Raw genomic sequence first — 23,199 nt, 5'->3', positions numbered from 1 at the left:
GATTAGAATAACGGTCTCGTGGGCTCGGAGATGTGTATAAGAGACAGCTGCCGGACATGTCCGACGATCGCCAATAATATGTGCCGCAATCCCCACAACGGTGGAATTTTCAGGCACGGGTTTGACCACAACACAACCAGCGCCAACGTTGGAGCGATCACCAATCGTGATATCACCCAACACAATGGCACCTGCACCGATGAGTACACCTGCACCCACGGTGGGATGTCGTTTGCCTGTTGCGGCAAAACTCTTCGCTGTCATACCCAAGGTTGCGCCCTGGTAGATCAGACAATCATCCCCCACAATGGCAGTTTCGCCGATTACCACACCCACACCGTGATCCACAGCAAAACGACGTCCAATACGAGCAGCGGGATGGATATCCGAACCATAACGACGGCGGGTACGACGATGTGACAGGCGGGCCAAAAACGTATGTCCATGCTGCCACAGCCAATGCTGCCAACGATATGCCCAAACAATACGCAGGCCCGCCGAAAACATCAGTGCACGGGAAAGCGAAGTTGCGGAAGGATCATGTGCAAACACTGCATCGAGATCCTCGCGCATCAGCTGACGCAGAGGTACGCCTTCGGCAGTTGGCGCACTTGCGTTGATGGGAGCTGGGGTAATTGGTGCCATGCTTAGAACTCCATTGAGAGGTAACGCTCACCAGTATCGGGCAAAATGGCAACGACAGTTGCCTCAGCATAGGTTTTGCGAGAGGCAAGTTCCAAAGCTGCAGCCACCGAGGCCCCTGAGGAAATACCCACAAGCAGACCATATTTTTCTGCAAGAAGTTTTTTTACCTCAATGGCACGCGCAGATGTTACTGAAAGCACCTCGTCAATAAGATGTGCATCATAGTTTTTGGGGACAAAGTTGGCACCTATACCTTGGATTTTGTGAGGACCAGCAGGTTTGCCAGCAAGCACCTGCGATTCTGTAGGTTCGACAGCAATCGCTTGAACGCTGGCATTTTGCTCCTTAAGATAGCGAGCAACACCAGAAATCGTGCCCCCCGTGCCAACACCCGCCACAATTGCTGTAACGCTTCCCTTGGTATCACGCCAAATTTCGGGGCCCGTGGTCTCGTAATGGGCCTGCGGATTGGCAGGATTAGAAAATTGACCAGCAATAATGGAGTGAGGAATTGTTGAGTGCAACTCCTCGGCCTTGTTGACTGCACCTACCATACCCTCAGCACCTGGCGTAAGGACAATCTCTGCACCATAACTTGCAGCAAGGCGGCGACGCTCAATACTCATAGTATCGGGCATCGTCAAGATAAGATGATACCCTCGAGCGGCAGCAAGCATGGCAAGACCAACACCGGTATTGCCCGAGGTGGGCTCAATAATGGTGCCGCCAGGAGCAAGACTGCCATTTTTTTCGGCTGCATTGAGCATAAAAAGCGCAACGCGATCTTTGATAGATCCACCAGGATTTTTGGCCTCATACTTAGCGAGAATACGAGCAGAGCTATTAGATGTCAGGGTTGACAAATCAACAAGAGGCGTAGAACCAATAAGGTCTTCTACACGATTTGCAATCTTCATGATGTACTCCTCTTCCCAACAAATGAGCAGGTCAAACCTCCCCTGATTCGGCAATGCTCATCCCGACGTACGCAGACAAAACACCTGTGTTGTTCACCCACGGACGACGTATTTTTCTACTGAGTCACTATACCCTTAATTCCTACTTGTAACGTATGAATATCCTTTTATGTAACAAAAGACGCGCGACCCAAAGGTAAGTCGCGCGTTATTTATTGCTGCTTTATGCGTCACAATCTTGCACAGCTCTGCTCTACTGATGCCACGCTCTGCTCGTAAACTAACCTTCAATACGGCGCACGCGAAGAACTCCAGCAATATCTCCCAGACGCTCTGCCGTATCGTGCGGCATTGTCTCATCAATATCCAGCAACGTCACCGCATACCTACCACGACTCTTGTTGGCAAGATTTTCGATGTTGAGTCCTGCTTTGCCAAAAAAGCCCGTAATTTGCGACAGCATATTAGGCTCATTGCGATGCAATACACATACACGAGATGCGGTTTCACAAACACCTAGATCAATAGCGGGGAAATTAACAGAATTGGTGATATCGCCGTTATCGAGGTAGTTCTGGAGCTGCTGTGCTGCCATGAGCGCACAGTTATCTTCTGCTTCCTCCGTAGAGGCGCCAAGGTGTGGCAAAACAATTGCTCCAGACAGGTTGGCCGTCAGGGGATTTGCAAAGTCAGTCACATACTTGTGCAACTTTTTTTCCTGCAAGCTTGCTGCAACTGCTTGTTCATCAACCACACTATCACGGGCAAAGTTGAGCAAGGTCGCACCTGGCTTCATGCGAGCAATGATATCGGCTGAAATCATCTTATTTGTCTTATCGCCTGCAGGTACATGTACCGTCAAGAAGTCACTTTGCGCAGCAAGTTCACCTAGATCAGAGGTATTGCCCACTTGTGGACTCAAATGCCAGGCACTGCTGAGCGACATATACGGATCGTAACTAATGACCTTCATGCCAAGGTCGATGGCGGCGTTTGCTACACGCCAACCAATGGCACCCAAACCCACAACACCAAGGGTTTTACCTGCGATTTCATGACCTGCAAAGGCTTTTTTTGCCTTCTCGACAGACTTGGCAATAGCAGGATCGGATGCGTTGTCTTGTACCCACGCAACACCACCGAGTAGGTCGCGCGATGCGAGCAGCATGCCCGCAAGCACAAGTTCCTTGACAGAATTTGCATTGGCGCCAGGAGTATTAAAGACAACAATGCCTGCTTCCGAACAACGTTCTAACGGGATATTATTGACACCCGCACCCGCTCGCGCAATAGCACGTAGACTGGGTGGAAACGCCATGTCATGCATTTTTGCGGAACGCACCATGACACCTGCGGCATCATCTAGCTGATCGGTAAGACTATAACCGGTGCGGAAGCTATCAGTACCGATAGCAGAAATTGCATTGAGACAATAAACCTTGCGGTCTTTCATACAAATCTCCCCTATGTTTGTTGCAACACATTTTGTTGCAACCAATCGCGCTCTGAACTTTTACTGGTAAACACCCTATTTATGTGCACGTTCAAAGTCGCCCATAAATTTGACTAAGGTTTCAACGCCCTGCTTGGGCATCGCGTTATAGATACTGGCACGCATACCGCCAACGCTACGATGACCTTTGAGATTGACAAGACCCGCAGCGCTTGCCTGCTTTATAAATTCTGCATCGAGCGCCTTGTCCCCCGTTATGAAAGGCACATTCATAAGAGAGCGATCCTCTGTACGAACCGTACCCTTAAACAACGATGATGCATCAAGGAAGTCATAAAGGAGCTGGGCTTTCTCAATATTGCGCTGCTTCATTGCTGCAAGTCCGCCCTGCTTTTTGAGCCACTTAAAGACAAGGCCACAGACATAAATATCCCAGCAATTAGGCGTGTTATAGAGAGAGCCCTTATCTGCCTGGGTTTTCCACTTCATTACGGTTGGAGTACCGGGCAATACATCGTCGCGGATAAGGTCTTCGCGAATGATGTTGATAGTCATACCTGCTGGGCCAATATTTTTTTGGACACCGCCATAAACGACACCATAACGAGAAATATCCATTGGCTCCGAGAGGAAACAACTCGATACATCAGAAACCAAAATCTTGCCGCGAGTACAAGGCAGCTGGTGAAATTTTGTGCCATAGATGGTGTTGTTTTCACAGATATAAACAAAATCAGCATTCTCATCAATTGCAAGCTTTGAACAGTCAGGGATGTAGCTAAAGCTTGCGTCTTCACTGCTTGCTACTACATTTGCCTGACCAAATAGCTTGGCTTCTGCATAGGCCTTTTTTGCCCACTGACCTGTGATAATGTAATCAGCTACGCGGTTTTTCATAAGGTTCATGCACACAGCCGCAAACTGGTGATGCGCCGAGCCACTGAGAAACAGAATTTTATAATTCTCAGGAACGGCAAGGAGCTCGCGGAGATCGGCTTCGGCTTCATTGAGAATCTCCTGAAAAACAGCTGAACGGTGACTCATTTCCATAACGGACATACCACAGCCACGATAATCAAGCAGGTCAGACTGGCAAGATGAGAGAACTTCTTCCGGTAGCACGGCTGGCCCTGCACTGAAATTGTATACGCGACTCATACGTCCTCTATTCTCTCTATCATTGCAGTTTGCAATCACACGATTGCTCTGGAAACTATCGCACAGCTTTTTGGACAGACGCGGATTTGTTACGAGCTGACATGGAAGCGTTACGTTCTCATAATCTTTATGTCATGCATCGCCTATGCTTGGCAGCGTTTACTCTTTTACTAGTGGCGCGTCTTCAAATCACCCGGGACAAAAGATGCTATCAGCTGTTGAGCTTGTCCCTCGCTTAAATTCGCATATTTTTTTGCGGGAAAGCTTGCACGCAGACCTTGGATGCTGCCTGAACCCACATAAGAGATATAAACGGCAACGATTGTTTGGTCATCTTTATCTTTTTCAGCCTGAACTACCAGACAATACGAGACATTGTCATCTTCATCTACCAAAACGTCAGGTTCCAGTGAACTATCCGCTGACTTGGTATAAGCATCAGCTACTGCCGAAGCTTTGAGATTCGCAGTATTTTCCTTTGCCTGCACAACAAGATCCATTTCCCAATTTTTGCTGTTAAAATGCACCGAAGTCTCGGTTTCATCCAACTTGTTGAGGTCTTTACAAAATGATGGATCGAAGGTAAAGCCATATTTTTTGTTGGCATATACTTCGGTAGATACCGTCTTTGTTGTTGTATTTGAGCCTTCAGCAGAGGCATCCTTGGCCTCTTGGGTATCAGTAATATCAGTTTTATCGCTATTATCGCTATGAGCTGCATCTTTCTTGCTAGCTGAACTTTCTGCAGCTTGAGAGCCTATTTCACCTGTTTCTGCTGGTGTATTTTTTGCCGTACCACCACTGCATGCCATCAAAGAGCCTGCGAGCACAGCCATCAAAGCAGTCGTTGCCAGCTGCTTTCCTACAGCCACCAATTCAAATCGATTATGAGCAAGCATGGTAATCCTCCTTCTGTTCATATAAAACTCTAGCGTGAATAGTCTGTTGGTGGGATCTCAATTTTGTATTTGTTAATGCAAAAACGATGAGACCGCTTATAAAAAAGTTGCAATTGGAGCTTGTGTAGGAGTTCAAAAAAGCCAAATATTCTCTTTCAGTTTAAATACCCCTCAGCTAGTATGATTTAGAAGAAAAAGGGGAAACCTCTCTGGGTGAGAGCTTTTCTACAAAGGAAGTTCACCCGAGTGCGCACATCATCATAGCGATGCTTGAGCGCGGAGAGTTTCCACAAAGAAATTGCTCGAACAGGAGCTTTTTCTTCGAGGGAGGGAAGCAGCAGCACGATACCGCAAGCACCGGATTTAACTCGCGTGAATTGCTACATCTGGTTGCAGCTATACGAACGGAGAGACGTTTATGTCCGACACAACTCATGGCGCACTCCTCAGTGTGCGTAATATTTCCGCTGGCACCGAGGACAAGCAAATCCTCCATCATGCCAACCTGGAAGTGGCATCAGGCGAAACCCATGTCCTGATGGGTCCCAATGGCGCAGGAAAATCTACGTTGGGTCACGTCATCATGGGCGATCCCACCTACAAAATTACCGATGGTCAAATTATTTTTGATGGTATTGACATCACCGAGCAAGCTGCCAACAAGCGTAGTCTCGCTGGTATCTTCCTCTCCTATCAAGCACCCGTCGAGGTGCCGGGCGTGCCTTTGTACTCGTTTTTGCGCACCATTACACAGATGCGCCCTGAGCTCAAGATGAACGCCCGCAAGTTCCGCCAGCGCGTTGGCGAGATTTGCGAACAGCTGAGCATGGATCAGAGTTTTCTCACCCGTGAACTCAATGTAGGTTTTTCAGGTGGCGAGAAGAAAAAAATCGAGATGCTACAGCTTTTGCTGCTCCGTCCCAAGCTGGCAATTCTTGACGAAACTGACTCGGGTCTCGACGTAGATGCACTCTCCGTTGTGTCTCGTGGCATTGAAGCCTATCGCAAAGATTGCGACGGCGCACTGCTTATGATTACACACAATACCCGCATCCTCGAGCGTCTTGATGTGAATCACACCCATGTCATGGTCAGGGGTCGACTTGTTGCCGATGGCCCTGCTTCTTTGATTGATGATATCGACCGCAACGGCTTTGAGCGCTTTGAAAACACGGTCACTGCAAGTGCTGAGGATGGTGAGTAGCTTGGCAGAAAGGACACAGGTCCAAGACGTTGACCGCTCACGCTATGACTTCACCAAATCAGAAGAGGGCTATGAGCGTTACGCCGATGGATTGACCCCCGAAATCGTGCGCTCTATCTCGGCCAGAAAAGATGAGCCTGAGTGGATGACGCAAATGCGTCTTGACGCGCTAGAAACCTACCAAAATCTCAAAATGCCTGCCAATTGGGGTCCAGATACAAGCGGGCTCGACATGAGTCATATCTCAACCTACGTCTCGCCCAAGACCAAGCAGGCCAGCAACTGGGAAGAAGTGCCTGAGGATATCAAAGATACCTTTGAGCGTTTAGGCATTCCGCAAGCAGAGCGCGAGAGTCTCGCTGGTGTAGGTGCCCAGTATGATTCCGAAATCGTGTATCACAACATGAAAGAAGAGATGGCAAAGCAAGGCGTTGTTTACACTACCATCGAAGATGCGCTCCACAGTGAATACGAGCCGCTGGTCAAGCAGTACTTTGGCAAGTTGATCCCGCCTCGTGACCACAAGTTTGCAGCACTGCACTACGCGGTATGGTCAGGCGGCTCTTTTGTGTATGTGCCCCGCGGCATCACAGTAGATTATCCGCTGCAAAGTTACTTTCGCCTCAATGCGCAGGGTGCAGGACAGTTCGAACATACGCTGATTATCTGCGAAGATGATACGAGCCTGCACTTTATTGAGGGTTGTTCAGCACCAAAATACTATGCCGCAAACCTTCATGCAGGCGCAGTTGAAATCTTTGTTGGCAACCACTCACATATGCGCTATTCGACCATCGAAAACTGGTCGAAAAACATGTTTAACCTCAACACCAAACGTGTCACAGTGGGCGCCGATTCACAAATGGAATGGATTTCGGGTAGCTTTGGCAGTCATGTGTCCTACCTCTACCCCACCTCTATTATGAAGGGCGACCGCTCCAGCGTTGAGTTCACCGGTATTACCTTTGCTGGTCAAAATCAAGATCTCGATACTGGCTGCAAGGTCATTCTGCAGGGCGCCGATACCACCGCATCGGTCGAGACCAAGTCAATTTCAAAGGACGGTGGCATCAATACGTTTCGTAGCTCTGTTGTCATTGGTCGCAATGCCGAACGTGCTCGTGCGTCTGTGAGCTGCTCGTCACTAATGCTTGACGATATCAGTCGCTCAGACACCATCCCCGCAATGGATGTACGTTGCGGTTCTGCACAGGTGGGTCACGAAGCCACCATTGGCCGCATTTCTGATGACACTATTTTGTATCTGATGAGCCGTGGATGTAGCGAAGAAGAAGCTCGCACAATGGTTGTCAACGGTTTTGCTAATCCCGTGTCCAAGGAGCTCCCCCTTGAGTATGCGGTCGAGATGAACAACCTGATTAAACTCGAGATGGAGGGGGCAATCGGCTAATGGATATGCAAACTCTTTCGCACGTCAACGCACCTGTTGCTGAAACTTGGAACTATTTGCGCATTAACGATGTGCAGTTCGATGTGCCCACACCTGAAGCGACGGGCAAGGTATACGAAGCAGTACCGCGCATCTTTGATAGTATCGAGACAGGTTCAGGCAGCGAGGCAGCTATGTGGATAGCAGCTGCTGCAGGCGATGGTCACTATATTGAAGTGCCACGCAATACCACACGCACCGAACCCATCGTTATTAATGTTTCTGCAGGACATATTGCCAATACCGCGGTGATGCTACGCGCAGGATCACGCGCAACGGTAGCTGTAGTCGCTGCTGACACCACGAGTTCGCCAAATAACAGCAATACCAACAAATCAGATCTAACATCAGCAGCACTCACCCGTATTTATGTCGAGCGCGGTGCCAAACTGCAATTAACTGAACTCGTTGCCGTTGAAGGCCAACACATCGAAACTGTAGGCATTTTTGCCGATGAAAACACACAGATTTCGATACGCCAATACGCTTTGGGTGGCAAGAAGGTTGCGTTTGGTTTTGGATGCAAGCTGGCGGGCCAATCCAGCCGCTTGGATCTGACAATGCGATACCACGTGAGCGGCGAAGATCTGCTTGACGTAAATCAGCTGTGTCGTATGGGCGGTCGTCATAGCCGCTCTGAGATGCACGCAACAGGTGTCCTTGCCGACGCTGGCAAAAAAACTCTGCGTCAAACCATTGATTTGATTCACGGTGCAAAAGATGCCAAAGGCAACGAATCCGAAACGGTACTGGTGACCGGCAACGATATTGTCAACAAAACGCTGCCAACGGTACTGTGTGATGAGGATGATGTCCAGGGCAATCACGGAGCCACCATTGGTTCGGTGAGTCCCGAGCAGCTGGACTACCTTGCTGCCCGCGGTCTTTCTCGCGAGGAAGCAGAGGCGCTTTTTGTACGTGCAATCTTTGATGATGCAATCATCAATGCGCCTGTCGAGGATTTACGTACTGCCGCCATCAGACGAGCAGAAGCCATTTTAGGCACCGAGGTTGCGCATGAGCTTGACGAGAGCAAGGAGGCTTAAATGTTGAATGCTGATGAGCTCGCTCTCATTGAGCAAAACCCCTATAAGGCGGATTTCCCTCTGCTGGCTCACAATCCACAACTGGTCTTTTTGGATAGCGCTGCAACGGCACAACGCCCTGCTTGTGTGCTTGATGCCCAGCGCAAATTCTATGAGACGATGAATGCAAACCCCTTACGTGGCCTGTATCGTCTGTCGGTTGACGCGACGCAATCTATCGCAGAGGCGCGGGCGCATGTCGCACGTTTTATTGGTGCTGTGGACAAGCAGGGCGCCCCGCAGGCGAACGAGATTATCTTTACGCGGAATGCTTCTGAAAGTCTCAATCTTGTTGCACGTTCGTTGGGACAGCTGCTCCTACAGCCAGGTGATGAGGTAGTCATCTCTATTATGGAGCATCATTCCAATCTGATTCCTTGGCAACAGATTTGTCGCGAGACCGGTGCAAAGTTGGTATTTTTGCGACTTGATGATGATTTCCGCATCACGCCTGCCGAAATTGAAGCCAAGATTGGTCCACGTGCAAAGATTGTCTCGGTTACGCAGGTTTCCAATGTGCTTGGCATCGAAAACGACATTGCCGCGATTGCCGCACGAGCACATGCTATGGGTGCAAAGGTGGTCGTCGATGGCGCACAGTCCGTACCGCATATAGCTGTTGACGTGCGCAAACTTGGCTGTGATCTGCTTGCTTTCTCGGCTCACAAAATGTGCGGTCCTATGGGTGTTGGCGTTCTTTGGGGCAAAGCAGAGCTACTCGATGTTATGCCGCCCTTCTTGACTGGTGGCGAGATGATTGACTCTGTTAGCGAAACTGATGCTGTATGGGCTCCTGTGCCTCAAAAATTTGAGGCGGGCACACAAGACGCCGCGGGTAGTTATGCTCTAGATGCAGCATTAAGCTACTTGGAAGAAAAGGGCTGGAATACTCTTGAGACGCGCGAACGTCTGCTGGTGCGCTACCTCACCGATCAACTAGCAGCGCTCGACTTTATCGATATCATCGGCCCTACCGATGGCAGACGTCATTTGGGCTCGGTTGCCTTTAACGTAGGAGACGTTCATCCGCATGACGTCGCTTCTATTCTTGATATGCAAGACATTTGTATTCGTGCAGGTCATCACTGTGCTCAGCCACTTTTGATTGAGCTGGGTGTGTCAAGTACCAGCCGCGCAAGTATTGCTTTTTATAACGATAAGACCGATATCGACCGCTTGGTCGAAGGCCTAAAACAGGTTTGGCAGGTATTCCATGGAAACCGTTAATCTTTACAATGCTGCATTCATGGATCATGTTGCCCATCCCGACTACAAATATCAGATGGACAACCCTACGCACACCCATGAAGGCATTAACCCGAGCTGTGGTGATGACCTTGTATTTTCCGTCAAAATTGGCAGCGACGGGGTAATTGAAGAAGCAGCTTATCAGGGTAGTGGCTGTGCAATCAGCCAGGCATCAGCTGATATGATGGCCGACCTTATAACAGACAAAACACCCCAGCAGGCAATCGAATTGTGTCGCTTGTTTATGGACATGGTACGTGGCACCGAAACCGATCCTAACAAACTTGCTCTGCTTGAAGACGCGTCGAGCTTGAAGGATATTTCGCATATGCCCGCGCGTGTAAAATGTGCAGAGTTGGCGTGGCGCACGCTTGAAGAAATGCTGGAAGATAAGGGGGACTAGCTATGGCTGCAAATATGTTCTCCACCAAGGGGCGCTATGCCTTACGCGCAATGAGCGATCTGGCAACGCATGAAGGATGGATTTCGCTTGGGGATGTGTCTGAGCGACAAAATATTTCACGCAAGTATCTTGAGCAGGTCATTGCGCTTATGCACCGCGCAGGCTACGTTGATAGTCAGCGCGGCAAGGGTGGCGGCTATCGTTTAACACGCAAACCCGAGGAATACACCATCGGCGAAATATTGCGTGCTGCTGAAGGTTCTCTGGCACCGGTAGCTTGCTTACAGTGCACCCGCGATGAGATTTGCCCACAGGTTTTTGATTGTCCTACGGTAAAAGTATGGGTAGGTCTCGGCCAGGTCACCGCTGAGTATCTGGACAGCAAAACTTTGGCAGACATTTTACCTACTGGCGGATCTGAAACTCATCCTGCTAACACCTAGCTCGACCACCCTGCTAGGCAAAAGGCCTCCCGCTACGGTGATGCACACGCCATCTTTTCCCGCATTGTCACAATTTCGATACTGCCGCAATTGCGATACTGCCAAAACTTTGATAGATGGTTCGTTTGTCGAACTAAAGGAAAATCTGACCTGCAGTTTTACGCTCGCCACGTCCGAAACTCGAACCATCTGCGGTGTGTGGAATGCCCGCCATCTGTGGTTTGTTCATTTTTAGTGTCGGCGATGCCACCTGTTAAAGAATCGTCAGCATAAAAAGAGCCAACCCGAAGGTTGGCCCCTTTTGACAATCACCCGTACATGCAGTAAGACGTCATCAGTACACAAGCAATACGCTCGTTTTGGCGTATGCAGCAAAAACTTATGCCCAGCCCTTACCTGCAGAACCAAATTCGTCAATGAGCTCCTTGGTGCGGGTAGCAATAGCCTCGCGACCAGGCTTGAGGAGCTTACGAGGATCGAATGCCTTGTCATCAAAGCCAGGATGCTCAGCGCAATACTTACCAGTAGCGTTAGCAAAGGCAACCTGAAGGTCAGTGTTAACATTAATCTTGGAAACACCGTTGGCAATTGCCTTCTGGATCTGGTCAACAGGGATGCCCGTGCCACCATGGAGAACGAGAGGCAGGTCGCCAACAGCAGCCTTGATTTCGGCAAGACGATCAAAGCTCAGGCCAGCCCAATTATCAGGGTACAGGCCGTGGATGTTACCGATACCACAAGCAAGGAAGTCAACGCCCAGATCAGCAATCTGCTTGCACTGCTCAGGATCAGCAAGCTCGCCCTGAGCGGTAACGCCATCCTCGGTACCACCAATGCCACCGACCTCTGCCTCAACAGAGATGCCCTTGGAATGAGCAATCTTCACAATCTCAGCGGTACGATCGAGGTTGGTCTGGAAGTCAGCCTCATGAGAGCCGTCATACATAACGGAGGTAAAACCAGCTTCGATGCAAGCAAAGCAAGCCTCATACGAACCATGGTCAAGATGCAGAGCAACAGGAACAGTAATATTCCTATCCTCAACAATCTGATGCACAATCTTGGAAACAACCTTGAAGCTGACCTGCCACTTCATGGCGCCGCTGGTGCACTGAATAATCAGCGGAGACTGCTTCTCCTCAGCAGCCGTGATGATGGCGTCTGCCCACTCGAGGTTGTTGGTGTTGAATGCACCGATGCCGTAGTGACCCTTCTCAGCGTTCTGGAGCATCTGTGTTGCGTTGACAAGCATGTGTGCCTCCTAATGTCGCAACTACCGAACACGTCCTACAAAACATTTTACCAGCCAATCCGCCTTCAAACGTCCGCATTTGTCAGCTGGCGCTGCTTTTTTAGAAAATCTAATAAGAAAGTCTAAAGAGGGACCAATCTTATAGGAATGCTAAGTTAGGAAGAGTTTTGACGAAAACATGCAAGGGCGATTAGCTTTTCGTGTAATTCTGCCAAGAATATTAGCTTGGCTGGTATAAGCTAGGCCAATTCGGGAAAATGAGCAAGACAACCAACCTTGAGGAGGCACTTCAATAGCTATGGCTTACAAGCAAAACGATATCAATGCCGCAGCTGCCAACTCTGACGAAAAGAAAGGCTTGTTTGGCGAGGTTTCCTTTGCGACAGTATTTGCAAGTGCAATGGCGGCAGGTACGGCACTCATACTCTCAACCAAAATTGGCGTTGCAGGCTCTCTTATTGGCACCATAATTGCAGCGGCCGCCTCGTCTTTTGCAAGTCAGATTTACCAGCAAATCATTCATCGTTCAGCAGCTAAGCTGCAGAATGTTTCTCTACCTGCAGCTTTTTCTCCTTATGAGAAAAACATGGACTCCACCTGCAGCGATGCGACTGCGGCAATGTCAGAGCCTGCAATGGATCAGACTGTGGTACAACAGCGCCCACTCACTATTTCGGACAAAACAGGCCCGCATTCCCATGCAACAACAGGAACTCCTATAGCCCCACATTCTATCCGCCAAGCCGTAGCTGTACGCACAAACAAGCTGGCATGGCGACGTCTAGGCGTAGCCATTGCTGCAGCACTACTAGCTCTCGCAATAACAGCTGGAATAATTTCACTTGTCACAGCAGGTCAGGGTCTTGGCTCAAAAACCGTATTGATGCCATCAACCTACACCAAGCCAGATTCAGGCGAGCAGGACAACTCAGCAGATACCCAGCAAAAAGCTCACGAAAACGCAAACACGGCCGCTACAACCGACAACAAGCCTACAGACTCAACAGACCCCAGCAAGACTGACGACCCCGCAAAGACAGACGAAAACACCCATTCAAACGAAAATAATGGCGAAAACAACGGCAACGGTAGTTCTGATGCAGCAAATGGTGATCCTAACAAGACCAACCCAAGCGAGGACAAACAGAACCCCGACAAGTCTGACTCCGGCACTTCTTCTACAGGAACAGATCCGAGTAAGAGCGGTACCAGCGATAACCAAACAAATACCTCTAGTAGCTCAAACTAAAGAAGCTCGTCTAAGGTACGGCCATAGCTCGGCAAAAACTCTTCCATAAAGTCGCGCACCTCGGGCAGCTCTCGTGCCATCTTTTCAAGTTTCTGACGTGTGGAAGCTGAGGCAGTCGCAAACTCACTCGAACCGCTACGCTCTTCTTCCTCACATTTGATGAGAGCAGAAAGTTTGTCAGCTGCCTTGACAAGACGCAACATCAACTCGTCATCTACGCTAAAACGAAATGCTCGTTCAAACTCATCGCGCAAATCTTCGGGCAGCGTATCCAACAGCTCATCTTCTGCCTCAGCTTCTACCTGGTGATATGCATCGCGCAGCTGACCGTTACGATACTTTACCGGTGTTGGCATATCGCCAGTAATAATTTCGGATGCATCATGATACATGCCCGCCAACGCCGCCCGCTCGGGATTGAGATTGCGACCATAACGTACGTTACCAATCACGCAAAGCGCATGAGCAATCATCGCAACTTCCAGCGAATGCTCAGAAAGATTTTCCGTGCGCGAACAGCGCATCAAGACCCAACGGTCAATATACTTTAATCGAGAAAGCAGAGCAAAGAAATGCGATTCTTCTCTCTTGGCTACCATAACTCCCCTATCTTCTCGAACCGCCGATGAAAATTTAAGCGGTCAAAAAAACCTAGACGTTAACTTGCCTTTTACAGTGCACGACAGACAAACCCTGGTCGCTTAGGTAGTATTTTATCAAGCCCTGTGGACACAAAAAATAAGCTCTTGAAAGGAACTACTACGGGCTGCCCTTTGTATTTTTACTACTGGCTTTTGGTGACGATTAGTTGTACTGCTTTGCTGTACTGCTCCACAGATGGTTCGAGCTTCGGCGACTCAAACGACAGATGGTTCAAACTTCGGCCTGTCCATCCATAAAACCGCAGGTCAGAATTTGTGAAAACTCGAGGAGTGAACCATCTGTGCTCATGGGGGCCGAAAGACGAACCATCTATTTGCTTGTGATGCAATATAGGCTTGTGCCAAGTTGGCTTTCCATCATACATGCCATGAAATATCGGTGTTAGGAAATATCACATACCCTTGAAGGTTGTATGCACCCACACGATTGGCAGAAGCAAATGACTTGTCTGTATGAGGGTTTATCTCTTGGGTGTTGCCGCATTTGTTGCATTTATAACCCATGCCTTATGTGTAAGCGTCATATAACGCCTCCTATCCAAGGTGACACACTGGTTAACAACCCGTTGAGCTGATTAATTGAAATGAAATGCCTGTACTTGGGCCTTCATGGTCCCTGTGCGGGCTTTATTTATTATCTTTTTAATATGAGCCAAGCATTGTCAAGTGACATGACGTAGTAGGTCCTGAGTTTTTCTCAGGACCTACTACTGCTTTAAGCTAGAGACTGCTTCTGTCTTGCGTTCCTTAGTCGGCGCTTGCTTGGCAAGCTAATTAATGAAGACAGCATCGCGCCTTCTTAGACGCAATCTCCTCCATCAAGGCGTGCTGGCTATTGCACCAATGCTGTCTTCTTATGACTTTCCCAGAGTTTCTTAACCCTGTCAATCATTTCTCGGTCTTTCGCCGTAGGCTTTGTGGCATAAGATTGGCCATCTTTTATTGGTCTTTCATATCCCCTGTGCACATGTTCTCTCATCTTTTGATGCCCATGGTCGATTTCGACTACCCTACTCCTCTTGTTTTCTTTATCGAAGAATGTAATGCTCTTTATGTTGCCCTTCGAATTAAGAAGTACGTACACACGACCTCTAGTCATTGTTTCGAGCAGCTCTTCTGGCTTCCCTACATTTCCTTTAAGGAATTTAATATTTCCAGATTCGTAGACGGAGAGGTATTGCGTGCCATAGCGATTGCCATAATCACTATGGTACTCGAGGCACCACGACCACCCATATATAGTCACAACCTTCAGGCACAGAAACGATTACTCATAATGCGCTAGACAAAAGGAATCACTGCCTTCATCTCTATGAGAAACTTTTTCGCTTTGGCTATAACGCTATTTTCTTTAGCGAATTGAATACCCTCAATAGTTACCTTTGGATCATCAGGTATTATAATCGTATTACTAAACGTCTTAGTAACCGTAATACCTTCGATATAACCATGAGAAACAAGTTGTTCTATCACGTATTTCCAGTAGTCCTCTGGAACCCCAAGAGCATCTGTTGAATAATGCGACCGCACGGCAGGTTTTCCATCTTTCATGCACTGGTAGATATACGCAATTATCTTGTACATGAGCACAAACGCATCATTTGATGCCATTGCAACATCTTTCGGTAAGAAAAAGCCAACCTAGTGCTCTATCAGTGCTTCGATTCCACCCTCGAGCACAGCGTAGAACTCATCGTAAGACTTCCTGACTGCATCAGGAACATCGTCCTTCAGATGGTAACCCCTGTCATCATCAAACAGGGCAGATTCGATTCCCTCATCTGCTGGGATGATGTACCAGGCTCGATTTTTCATGAACAATGGCTCATCAAGCGTTATGTTCTATCACCTACAATCTGTGTCTCTTCATGTAATCCCGCATAGAAATCTCGTACGCATTTGGCCTTCCGAGGTTCGCATTGGCAAAGGGTTTACCCAGACTCTCTCAAACTGGTAATCATCAATAAAGAAGTGACAAGCTTTGCCTTTCTTTTGCTCATCAAATGCGCTCAGCAATCTAGCAATTTAGACCTATTCCTGTTGGCCATTGAAAGTTAGGAGAATCTATTTCAAGCATGGGGAAAAATTCTCTATACATGTCTTTGTAATAATCAATTGCCCCTTGAGGCGTGTCATCATTTGGAATGAAATCTGGACTAAATTGAAACTCATCGTCTGATATCCACTTTTCCCATTTTTTGTATTCCGCTTCGCCTTCTGATGTAAACATGGCGACCCTTCTTAAATTTGTTCTTCTTTAACCATTCGTTGAGTGCTCGGCCGTGTGCATTTGGCTTCCCGCCAGTCATACTTACAAAACTCTCAGCAAAAACTCTTTACTATTCACCTTGCCGTATTGCGATGGACTTGTGCTGCGAGCAGCATACTTACTCCTTACACTCTTGTTTTTACAGTTCAACACAAGCAATAGGAGTACCTAAAAACTTGATAGCAAGAAATCTAACGCCGTCTTATACTTTTCAACTCGGTCTAGATCCTTAGGCGAAACTTTAGGAAGTCGCTCAAGTTGCATATTATGTTTTAGGTCAGCGATTTTAACCATGGTCGCGAGTTTGTTGGTAGCAATTCGCTCGATATATTCAAAATATGGCACCTCTTTTTGATGGGTAAGAACCTTGACTGTCTCCACCACCTCTGTACAAAGACCTGCGGCATAAAGGTCATCAGACGTGGTATCAGTATCTTCGAGTGTGTCATGTAACCATGCCACTGCCTTAGCATTATCACCACTCACATGAGCAGCAACATAAGCAGGATGTTCAATATAGGGCTTTCCTGCTTTATCTATCTGCCCAGCATGCGCTTTAGTTGCTATGCGCTGCGCAATTTTCTCTTGCTGCAATGCCATCTAAAGCCTCCTGCCTGGTTATCTCATCAACCCAACGCTCGCCTACTCACATATCAGCTAGATCTGTATCTTCAAGCTATTTTTTTGTAGTCAATCGAATCTAAAGAGATCGCCAGAAGTGTCAAAAATATATAAAGGGGCAGCGCACTCTTTATACTTCGCACTCTTTATAATATCCCAAAGCAACCTCTTCAACTCCTGTTGGCAAGACGACCTTATGAGAGTTCTCTACCATTCTTGCGGCAAGCTCTTGCTTATACCTCACTCTTCTTCACATTACCGAACAAACTCAAATCATATAGCCCATTTGTGTCCCATAAATTCTTGTGGGACACCGATAGCACACAAGCTCAATGATGGAGATTGCGGGAGGCTATGTAGTTTCAGGCAAGAAAAGAGAGGGAGCAGGAATATAGCAATTTGATAATCGCTGACAAAGCATTAGATAGAGAGATATAAAGGCTTTTGTCACTTTTTTGTCACTCCGTGTCACTTCGGCAACAAAAAAGGCCAGAACCGAAGCTCTGACCTTGTGTTTTATGGTGGCGGGGAAGGGAATCGAACCCCTGACACGGGGATTTTCAGTCCCCTGCTCTACCAACTGAGCTACCCAGCCAAAACGCCTGCGCTTGCAAGCTTGTATATCTTAACAAAGGACATGCCGCTGTCAACTCTTGATTCTGATGAAACCCCAATTTTTTGAAAATAATCAGCACGCTTTTGGTTTCTTGGAATAAATTTTTTGAGCAAGTAGATAATTTCCGCAAAGCGAAATCGTCTCTCCAAAAGGAATAAGCACAGTATCTTCCAAAGCTTTCCCCTGGTAAATTATGGGATTTGTAGCCCCTAAGTCTCTTACTATCATGCCTTTTTCATCAGGAAGCAACTCAGCATGCGATCGCGACACTGCCTGAGAATGCAAGACCACATCATTGTGTGGTGATCTTCCAATCCTCAGTCCTTGTTTGGGCAAGGGAATGTGAGCTTCTAGCTCGGGAGTTTTTATCCAAAGACAAACTTCGCTGGTATTTTCCTTATTTGCAACAAGAGATTGACAAGTCTCTTCTTTTAGACGCTCCTCTAAAGGCAGCTGGTCGGTCATATCAGATCCTTCTTGTTCAGAAAACTTGTACATGCATTCAAAACAGGTATCCATATCTGCAAACAAGATTTGTCCACAACGAGGACAAGTTTTAGTGCTATCAGTCATCGTGGAATTGGTATCTCCTCGGATGGATAGAGGTGGGATAGATGGGATTTTTTCTAGCTCACCTCTCCCAAAAACTCGTAGGTCAGCCATATACGGTCTCCCCTTCTCGTCTTTCTTCTTGCATTAACCAAACCCTCTGACCTTGTCGAAGCCATGTCTGCCTACTTGCGGGACGCTCTATCACAGTCCAACTACCAAATTTACTGCGAATATCCCCCGGCTTTACGTTTTGGCAAATACGCAATACATGCCCATCGCGGTCTATAAAGGCAAGATCAAGCGGATACTTCATGCCAAAGGTGTGAACCGAGCTACAACGCATGAGCGCGGCGGCAGGACTGTGCTTGCCTGAGCGTAACAAACCTAAAGCTTTATCACGGAAAGTCTCAAGCACTCTGACTTGTAAGCCCTCAATTTCTATCGCATCTGGATGAGGAGAGCTCAATACCTTTAGCTGAGCCATCATTTACATCACTACTCCTCCCCGATATCTATCAACCACCAATGTGCGGGTATGTTCCAAGCTAATAGGCGCACGGTAGACAACGCCAGCAATTACAAACGAACTTGGCCAAGGCTTGTACCTAAGCGTGCAAACAAAACGAGTAAGTAAAGGAGAAACCGGAAAACCAATCCCAGCACCATTTTTTGAATCGCCCCCATACACAGGCTCTGCATGTACTTCAACCGAACAGCTGCGCATATCCAGAGCAGCTTTTATGGTCTGCTCAACTTCATTTACTGCCGCAGCCTTTGCCTCACCTTTTGGTGAAACTCCTTGGGAAACCACGGCATCTGCTGCTATACGATCAAATGCAGAGCAAGCACTCACAAATCGCATCAGATTAAATACTGTCAGCGCGACAACAATTACTACAGGCACTAGAACAGCAAGTTCTACCGTCATTTGCCCAGAACAGCTACGAAATTTCTGAGATTTGCCAGAAAGGCACCACAGCGGCAACAAGCTCCTAAAACCACAGCGACACAAAACCATAGTTAGCCACCTCCAAGGTACTTGGAGATATCTATTGTTAAGGGAATCTTGACACCGGTACCAGGTATTTCAATCTCAGCAACAGTAAAGATGGGACCACCAAGCTGGCTAGCTACCTCTCTTGCGAGCACTTGCGCAGCAGCGTCTCCGCTATGGGGAAGTTTTTGCACAATTTCGCGCACAATACTTAACTGCTCTCGCCCATCTCCTGCTTTGTCAAGTACTTCTTGGCTATGCACCAGTACAGGCTTTCGAGCTCTCATATCGGCAGGCTCAAAACCGGCAGATTTTACCGTACTTGAAATCATCTTTTTTATAGACTGGGCTACTTGTTCACCCATGAGCCAACCCGCATCATCCAAAAATCCATCTATATAAGATTGCGCGGTCTCAAAAGCAGATCCGTAGTCCACCAGTAATTTTCCCCAAAGCGCCAAGGCAGACTGGGCAATACCCGCAACTCCAAAACCAGCCTGAGACTCAATACCTGCAAGTACCTGAGATAAAACAGTACTTCCTCCACTGCTATCCTCTGGTGCCAAAGTTGCCGCCGAAATTGCAGCGCCTGCAGGTAATTTTGCTCCGGGAGAGAACGCACCTGTTAGTTCCGCTGGTGTCACGCTGCCCGCATCGCGCATGACCACCGCAACACAACCCCAAGCACCCGCTGGCACAAAATCAGGTCTTTCAACTGCGAGAATATCCATAGCCTTCTGAAAAAGGTCATCGCTTTCTTCTGATATTCCTTCAAGTTCTTTTTCTGCAGCTATTTCGTCGTTTCTTGCTCCAAGATAATCTCGCGATGCATCCACGACAATACGCCAATAGTGTTCATATCCGTTATTAATATTTGTTGATGCGCTGGCTGCACTTGCCTGTGCCTGCACATTCATGCCACATTTAGGACAGCAACGTAGCGTGCCTGAATCAATATCGCCCAATGAGGCGGTGCCGGCATATGCACCTGTTGCCCCAGGACAAGCAAGGGAACTATGCAGCGTATGACCTTCTTCCTCATCTGTACAGGGCCAAATTGAATCGGTATACAGGCTAGTCGCCCGCACCATTGCCGCTGTATGGGGAAGCTCGGGAAGCTGTATTTCAACGTAGTCGGGCTTATCTATACATTTTGCTTTTTCCATCTCGCGGGCAGCAAAGCTATAAAACTGCTTTCGTGCAGCGCTACGAGTCAGCTCCTCTGCCGAAGACCCATGAGGATGTTCCGAGGTAGTTCGTGTGCGATAGTAATTGAGGGAGCGAATCCTCGCGTAATCAAAACGCCACTCTTTAAAACTCGCATAATTTGGATTATATGCACCAGACAACCCCGCAAGCGTCTGAGCACGACTTCTCATGCAATGTGGGTTATCTACACAGTCCGCTCGCCACGCTTTTTCCTTTGCAGCATCGGCTCGCTCCATTGCATCTTTTTTACGTTCAGAAGCATCTTGGAGTTTCTTGGCGTTGTCCTCCAATTCTTTTCCCGAAAGACCATCATCAAGAAAGGAATAATCCGTCTCTGACGTTAGGGGAAATGGAATTGCGCTACCCACATACTTTAGCTGCTGCGTGCTGTTTGCCGAGGTACATGATGCCGCATTTGCCATCACGAGAGCTGGCAAAGCCTTTTCAAGTTTCTGTAAACCTGTCGCAGCGCTTTTTGCAAAATTCCGTCTTAGGTCAAGGATAGAACGGCCGACATTGATAGTCTCAATAGCAGCTGCATGCGTAATGGGAAGAGCGGACAGCATGAGACCCGTCCCCATAGTTGCCAAACCTGCAAGTCCCATAGAAAGTACGATGGCATCACTCACCTGAGCTACTGTCGTAAAGGCCGACACTGCATTTGCACCAGCAAGGGCAGTAGCATCTGCCACTTCTTGAACTTCTGACGCACGCGAGGTTGACCAAGCAACTGAAGCAGCGCCGAATACTAACACCAAACTTACAAGAAGAGCGACCGCCATTGCCACAGTAGTGTAACCGCCCTCATCAGAAATAAAGATTGACAGCGGTGAGCAGCTCGTGGAGGATGAGGCATGCACTGAAGCGTTTTGCTTGGCACTCTTATTGCTGCTGATATCACCTGAATGCATGCCTATACCCATTGGCACTTTCTTGGCTTTACTTCCAAACGCTAACCCAATCCGCATACGCACCTCCCAACCATTCTGGTCGCATCCGTTCGGTCATATCCACCTGCAGTACCAAGCCCGTACCGTCGCGCTCATAAAACGCTGAGGCAAGACTTCCAAATAAGGGAAGTGGACGAGCGTGGCCCGTTATAGAAACACGAACACATCCCCCTTCCCCATCGCTCGTTTTAACTTGCCAATCTCCCTGTCCACCCACATGAAAAAAAGATACTTCTGGCACAGCAGCCAACCTTCTTAGGCTAAAGTCCTTGCAGGCAGAAAGGTCCGAGTCATTCCGGGCAGTCAAGACAGCGCGAGCTGTTTCTGCAGCGGCACCTCGCATCAGCATCTGCGTATAAAGCAAGCAAGCAGGTTGAACAAGCAGGGCAATCAATACCATGACACTTGGTATCAGCACCGCTGCTTCTATGGTTGATTGACCCAAACTTGCCCTATAGCTGCATGTATGCAAGCTATTAGAAAAGAACAAGGTCATTGACCTCATTAAGGGTATTTCCTGCACCAAAGAGATGCGATGCTGCTGCCGTCGCCAGCTTAAGCAAATGCCCATCCCTACCCGCATGCCACACTGCAGCAAGACCCACCACCAAGGACAAAAAAGCAAACAGTACCAAGGCATACTCAAGAGTCGATTGACCTTGGCACATACGAGCTGCTTTGTGCTGTTCGAGATTCCCACTACTCCTCCTTCCCTGACACATCTGTCATCTCCTCCTTCCAGGCATCAGGATCCATCCGCGTTATCTTCAACTTGCTGTGCTTTCCCTCAGCAAAAACTATGCAAACGTCAACCCAACGGTCTCCTTGCACCACACAACCCCAAACGCGACCAAACAAATCAAGATAGTCAGTCGTCACAAGCACACAGTCATTTCTTTTTTTATAGGCCTGCATCAACAACTGAGCCTCCTGAGCCATAGGAAACTCAGAGCTTTGCTGCATACAAGCAGAGCCTTGCATTCGTGGAGCAGTTGCAAGTGATACCAGTAGCTGATCGAGCTTCTCTTCCAAACCCGCTGTATCAGTACGGGAGCTTGGTGCGGTCTGCTGAGAGGACTCGCCAGACTTGGCCTCTCGACGCTTATCTACATCCACAGTGTGTCGAGCGCTTTGAGCTTGCGATTCACTATCCTGCTTGTCCCCTATTTTTGGAGCAGGAAATGCAAGCAAATCCACTATGAGAAAAAATGCCATCGCTGCAAGTGCAAGAACCACACGCCTCGCTCTGCTTGCTTGCCTTTTTCTACAAACCATTAATACCATCGGCAATGGCTGACCATAGCTCCTGTACCTTGCCACGGAAGGCAATAATGGCAAGAATTGCAATAACCACCAGCACGCCAACCAAAATCGCGTACTCAGTAGTACCCTGACCTTTCTCATTTGCTAAAGTTGTTGTAACCCAACAACGTAAAGCGTTCGTCTGTGCATAAATCCAGTTGTCCATACGCGGTCCTTTCATCCGTATTCTCACATCCTTCATGGATGTAAATAGCTATCCCAGAGCTATAGCCGATCCAAGCAAAGGTCCCAATATTGCCAATAACATGGCAGGCACAATGAGTGTTCCTAAAGGAATCAGCATCTTCACCGGCACTTTTTCAATTTGTTCTTCTACTTGAGAACGTTGCTCATCACGAATTGCCTGTGATTGCTGCTCAAGCACCGCTGCAAGTGGGGAACCAAAAGCAAGCGCTTGAGAAACTGCATCTGAAAAGCGCTTTAAGGCAACAAGTTCCAACTCACTCGCCAATTCACTTAACGCTTCATCACGAGTTGCAATGCCCATACGCCAGGAATCCATCGCATGGCGAAAAGCACTTGAAAGCTCCGTTGTACTCCGATTGCAATACAGCTCAAGAGAGGCATCAAACGAAAGTCCTGCAGAAAGCCCTAAAG

27 protein-coding genes and 1 tRNA gene are annotated in these 23,199 nt (G+C 48.2%); 7 read left to right on the top strand and 21 right to left on the bottom strand.

What is annotated here, in order from left to right:
• From epsC to Q0X25_RS02915, 5 genes are all read right to left on the bottom strand, one after another.
• Positions 1-645: serine O-acetyltransferase EpsC (epsC, locus tag Q0X25_RS02935; protein ID WP_298578936.1), on the bottom strand; the 645-nt coding region annotated here is incomplete at its 3' end.
• A gap of 2 nt (positions 646-647) precedes the next feature.
• Positions 648-1,562, bottom strand: a complete 915-nt coding sequence (gene cysK / locus Q0X25_RS02930; protein WP_298578935.1) for a cysteine synthase A — start codon at positions 1,560-1,562, stop codon at positions 648-650.
• A 280-nt stretch (positions 1,563-1,842) separates the two neighbouring features.
• The gene (locus Q0X25_RS02925) at positions 1,843-3,015 is read right to left on the bottom strand and encodes a 3-phosphoglycerate dehydrogenase family protein (protein WP_298578934.1); all 1,173 of its coding nucleotides are present in this window, start codon (positions 3,013-3,015) and stop codon (positions 1,843-1,845) included.
• A gap of 75 nt (positions 3,016-3,090) precedes the next feature.
• Positions 3,091-4,173: a 3-phosphoserine/phosphohydroxythreonine transaminase gene (gene serC / locus Q0X25_RS02920; protein ID WP_298578933.1), complete on the bottom strand. Its 1,083-nt coding sequence runs from the start codon at positions 4,171-4,173 to the stop codon at positions 3,091-3,093.
• A gap of 170 nt (positions 4,174-4,343) precedes the next feature.
• Positions 4,344-5,072, bottom strand: coding sequence for a hypothetical protein (locus tag Q0X25_RS02915; protein WP_298578932.1), 729 nt, complete (start codon positions 5,070-5,072; stop codon positions 4,344-4,346).
• 418 nt (positions 5,073-5,490) lie between these two features.
• Between Q0X25_RS02915 and sufC the strand changes: the two genes are divergently transcribed.
• From sufC to Q0X25_RS02885, 6 genes are read left to right on the top strand one after another with little or no spacing between them, the layout of a single operon-like run.
• Positions 5,491-6,276, top strand: a complete 786-nt coding sequence (gene sufC, locus Q0X25_RS02910; RefSeq protein ID WP_298578931.1) for a Fe-S cluster assembly ATPase SufC — start codon at positions 5,491-5,493, stop codon at positions 6,274-6,276.
• A 1-nt stretch (position 6,277) separates the two neighbouring features.
• Positions 6,278-7,687, top strand: a complete 1,410-nt coding sequence (sufB, locus tag Q0X25_RS02905) for a Fe-S cluster assembly protein SufB (RefSeq protein ID WP_298578930.1) — start codon at positions 6,278-6,280, stop codon at positions 7,685-7,687.
• The gene (locus tag Q0X25_RS02900) at positions 7,687-8,772 is read left to right on the top strand and encodes a SufD family Fe-S cluster assembly protein (RefSeq protein ID WP_298578929.1); all 1,086 of its coding nucleotides are present in this window, start codon (positions 7,687-7,689) and stop codon (positions 8,770-8,772) included. Before sufB ends, Q0X25_RS02900 begins: the two co-directional genes overlap by 1 nt.
• Complete coding sequence (locus Q0X25_RS02895; RefSeq protein ID WP_298578928.1) at positions 8,773-10,038, top strand: aminotransferase class V-fold PLP-dependent enzyme; 1,266 nt, start codon at positions 8,773-8,775, stop codon at positions 10,036-10,038.
• Positions 10,025-10,462 carry a Fe-S cluster assembly sulfur transfer protein SufU gene (gene sufU, locus Q0X25_RS02890; protein ID WP_298578927.1) on the top strand — a complete coding sequence of 146 codons (438 nt, stop codon included), beginning with the start codon at positions 10,025-10,027 and terminating at the stop codon, positions 10,460-10,462. Before Q0X25_RS02895 ends, sufU begins: the two co-directional genes overlap by 14 nt.
• Positions 10,463-10,464: 2 nt before the next feature.
• Complete coding sequence (locus tag Q0X25_RS02885) at positions 10,465-10,905, top strand: Rrf2 family transcriptional regulator (RefSeq protein ID WP_298578926.1); 441 nt, start codon at positions 10,465-10,467, stop codon at positions 10,903-10,905.
• 379 nt (positions 10,906-11,284) lie between these two features.
• Here Q0X25_RS02885 and fba read toward each other — a convergent pair whose 3' ends face one another.
• On the bottom strand, positions 11,285-12,157 hold the full coding sequence (gene fba, locus Q0X25_RS02880) for a class II fructose-1,6-bisphosphate aldolase (protein ID WP_298578925.1): 873 nt from the start codon (positions 12,155-12,157) through the stop codon (positions 11,285-11,287).
• Between the two features lie 298 nt (positions 12,158-12,455).
• On the opposite strand from fba, the gene Q0X25_RS02875 reads away from it, so the two are divergent.
• Positions 12,456-13,406: a hypothetical protein gene (locus tag Q0X25_RS02875; protein ID WP_298578924.1), complete on the top strand. Its 951-nt coding sequence runs from the start codon at positions 12,456-12,458 to the stop codon at positions 13,404-13,406.
• Here Q0X25_RS02875 and yfbR read toward each other — a convergent pair.
• The 15 genes from yfbR to Q0X25_RS02800 form a co-directional block, all read right to left on the bottom strand.
• The gene (gene yfbR / locus Q0X25_RS02870; protein ID WP_298578923.1) at positions 13,403-14,005 is read right to left on the bottom strand and encodes a 5'-deoxynucleotidase; all 603 of its coding nucleotides are present in this window, start codon (positions 14,003-14,005) and stop codon (positions 13,403-13,405) included. The genes Q0X25_RS02875 and yfbR overlap by 4 nt on opposite strands.
• 1,344 nt (positions 14,006-15,349) lie before the next feature.
• Positions 15,350-15,679, bottom strand: a complete 330-nt coding sequence (locus tag Q0X25_RS02865; protein WP_298578922.1) for a YjcQ family protein — start codon at positions 15,677-15,679, stop codon at positions 15,350-15,352.
• A gap of 30 nt (positions 15,680-15,709) precedes the next feature.
• Positions 15,710-15,883 (bottom strand): hypothetical protein, encoded by a 174-nt coding sequence (locus Q0X25_RS02860; RefSeq protein WP_298578921.1) that lies wholly within the window; start codon positions 15,881-15,883, stop codon positions 15,710-15,712.
• A 202-nt stretch (positions 15,884-16,085) separates the two neighbouring features.
• Positions 16,086-16,298 (bottom strand): hypothetical protein, encoded by a 213-nt coding sequence (locus Q0X25_RS02855; protein ID WP_298578920.1) that lies wholly within the window; start codon positions 16,296-16,298, stop codon positions 16,086-16,088.
• A gap of 207 nt (positions 16,299-16,505) precedes the next feature.
• A complete protein-coding gene (locus tag Q0X25_RS02850) occupies positions 16,506-16,937 on the bottom strand; it encodes a GTP pyrophosphokinase (protein WP_298578919.1) in 432 nt (143 codons plus the stop codon).
• A gap of 540 nt (positions 16,938-17,477) precedes the next feature.
• Positions 17,478-17,553: transfer RNA gene (locus tag Q0X25_RS02845), tRNA-Phe, on the bottom strand.
• A gap of 93 nt (positions 17,554-17,646) precedes the next feature.
• A complete protein-coding gene (locus Q0X25_RS02840; protein WP_298578918.1) occupies positions 17,647-18,147 on the bottom strand; it encodes an FHA domain-containing protein in 501 nt (166 codons plus the stop codon).
• Positions 18,148-18,229: 82 nt separating this feature from the next.
• Positions 18,230-18,613 (bottom strand): DUF192 domain-containing protein, encoded by a 384-nt coding sequence (locus Q0X25_RS02835; RefSeq protein WP_298578917.1) that lies wholly within the window; start codon positions 18,611-18,613, stop codon positions 18,230-18,232.
• On the bottom strand, positions 18,614-19,144 hold the full coding sequence (locus Q0X25_RS02830) for a hypothetical protein (protein ID WP_298578916.1): 531 nt from the start codon (positions 19,142-19,144) through the stop codon (positions 18,614-18,616).
• A gap of 2 nt (positions 19,145-19,146) precedes the next feature.
• Positions 19,147-21,297, bottom strand: a complete 2,151-nt coding sequence (locus tag Q0X25_RS02825; RefSeq protein WP_298578915.1) for a hypothetical protein — start codon at positions 21,295-21,297, stop codon at positions 19,147-19,149.
• Entirely contained in the window at positions 21,269-21,775 is a 507-nt protein-coding gene (locus Q0X25_RS02820; RefSeq protein ID WP_298578914.1) for a TadE family protein, read from the bottom strand. Before Q0X25_RS02820 ends, Q0X25_RS02825 begins: the two co-directional genes overlap by 29 nt.
• Positions 21,756-21,947, bottom strand: coding sequence for a hypothetical protein (locus tag Q0X25_RS02815; protein WP_035097837.1), 192 nt, complete (start codon positions 21,945-21,947; stop codon positions 21,756-21,758). The genes Q0X25_RS02820 and Q0X25_RS02815 overlap by 20 nt, the downstream gene beginning before the upstream one ends.
• A gap of 31 nt (positions 21,948-21,978) precedes the next feature.
• Positions 21,979-22,515 carry a hypothetical protein gene (locus Q0X25_RS02810; protein ID WP_298578913.1) on the bottom strand — a complete coding sequence of 179 codons (537 nt, stop codon included), beginning with the start codon at positions 22,513-22,515 and terminating at the stop codon, positions 21,979-21,981.
• Between the two features lie 28 nt (positions 22,516-22,543).
• Entirely contained in the window at positions 22,544-22,747 is a 204-nt protein-coding gene (locus Q0X25_RS02805) for a Flp family type IVb pilin (RefSeq protein WP_298578911.1), read from the bottom strand.
• A 48-nt stretch (positions 22,748-22,795) separates the two neighbouring features.
• The coding region (locus Q0X25_RS02800; protein WP_298578910.1) for a type II secretion system F family protein at positions 22,796-23,199 on the bottom strand (404 nt) is incomplete at its 5' end.

This window comes from uncultured Olegusella sp. (genome assembly GCF_947253395.1).
Taxonomy (GTDB): domain Bacteria; phylum Actinomycetota; class Coriobacteriia; order Coriobacteriales; family Atopobiaceae; genus Olegusella.
The sequence above is the reverse complement of the archived record's forward strand: the minus strand, read 5'-3'. Positions and strand labels throughout refer to the sequence as shown.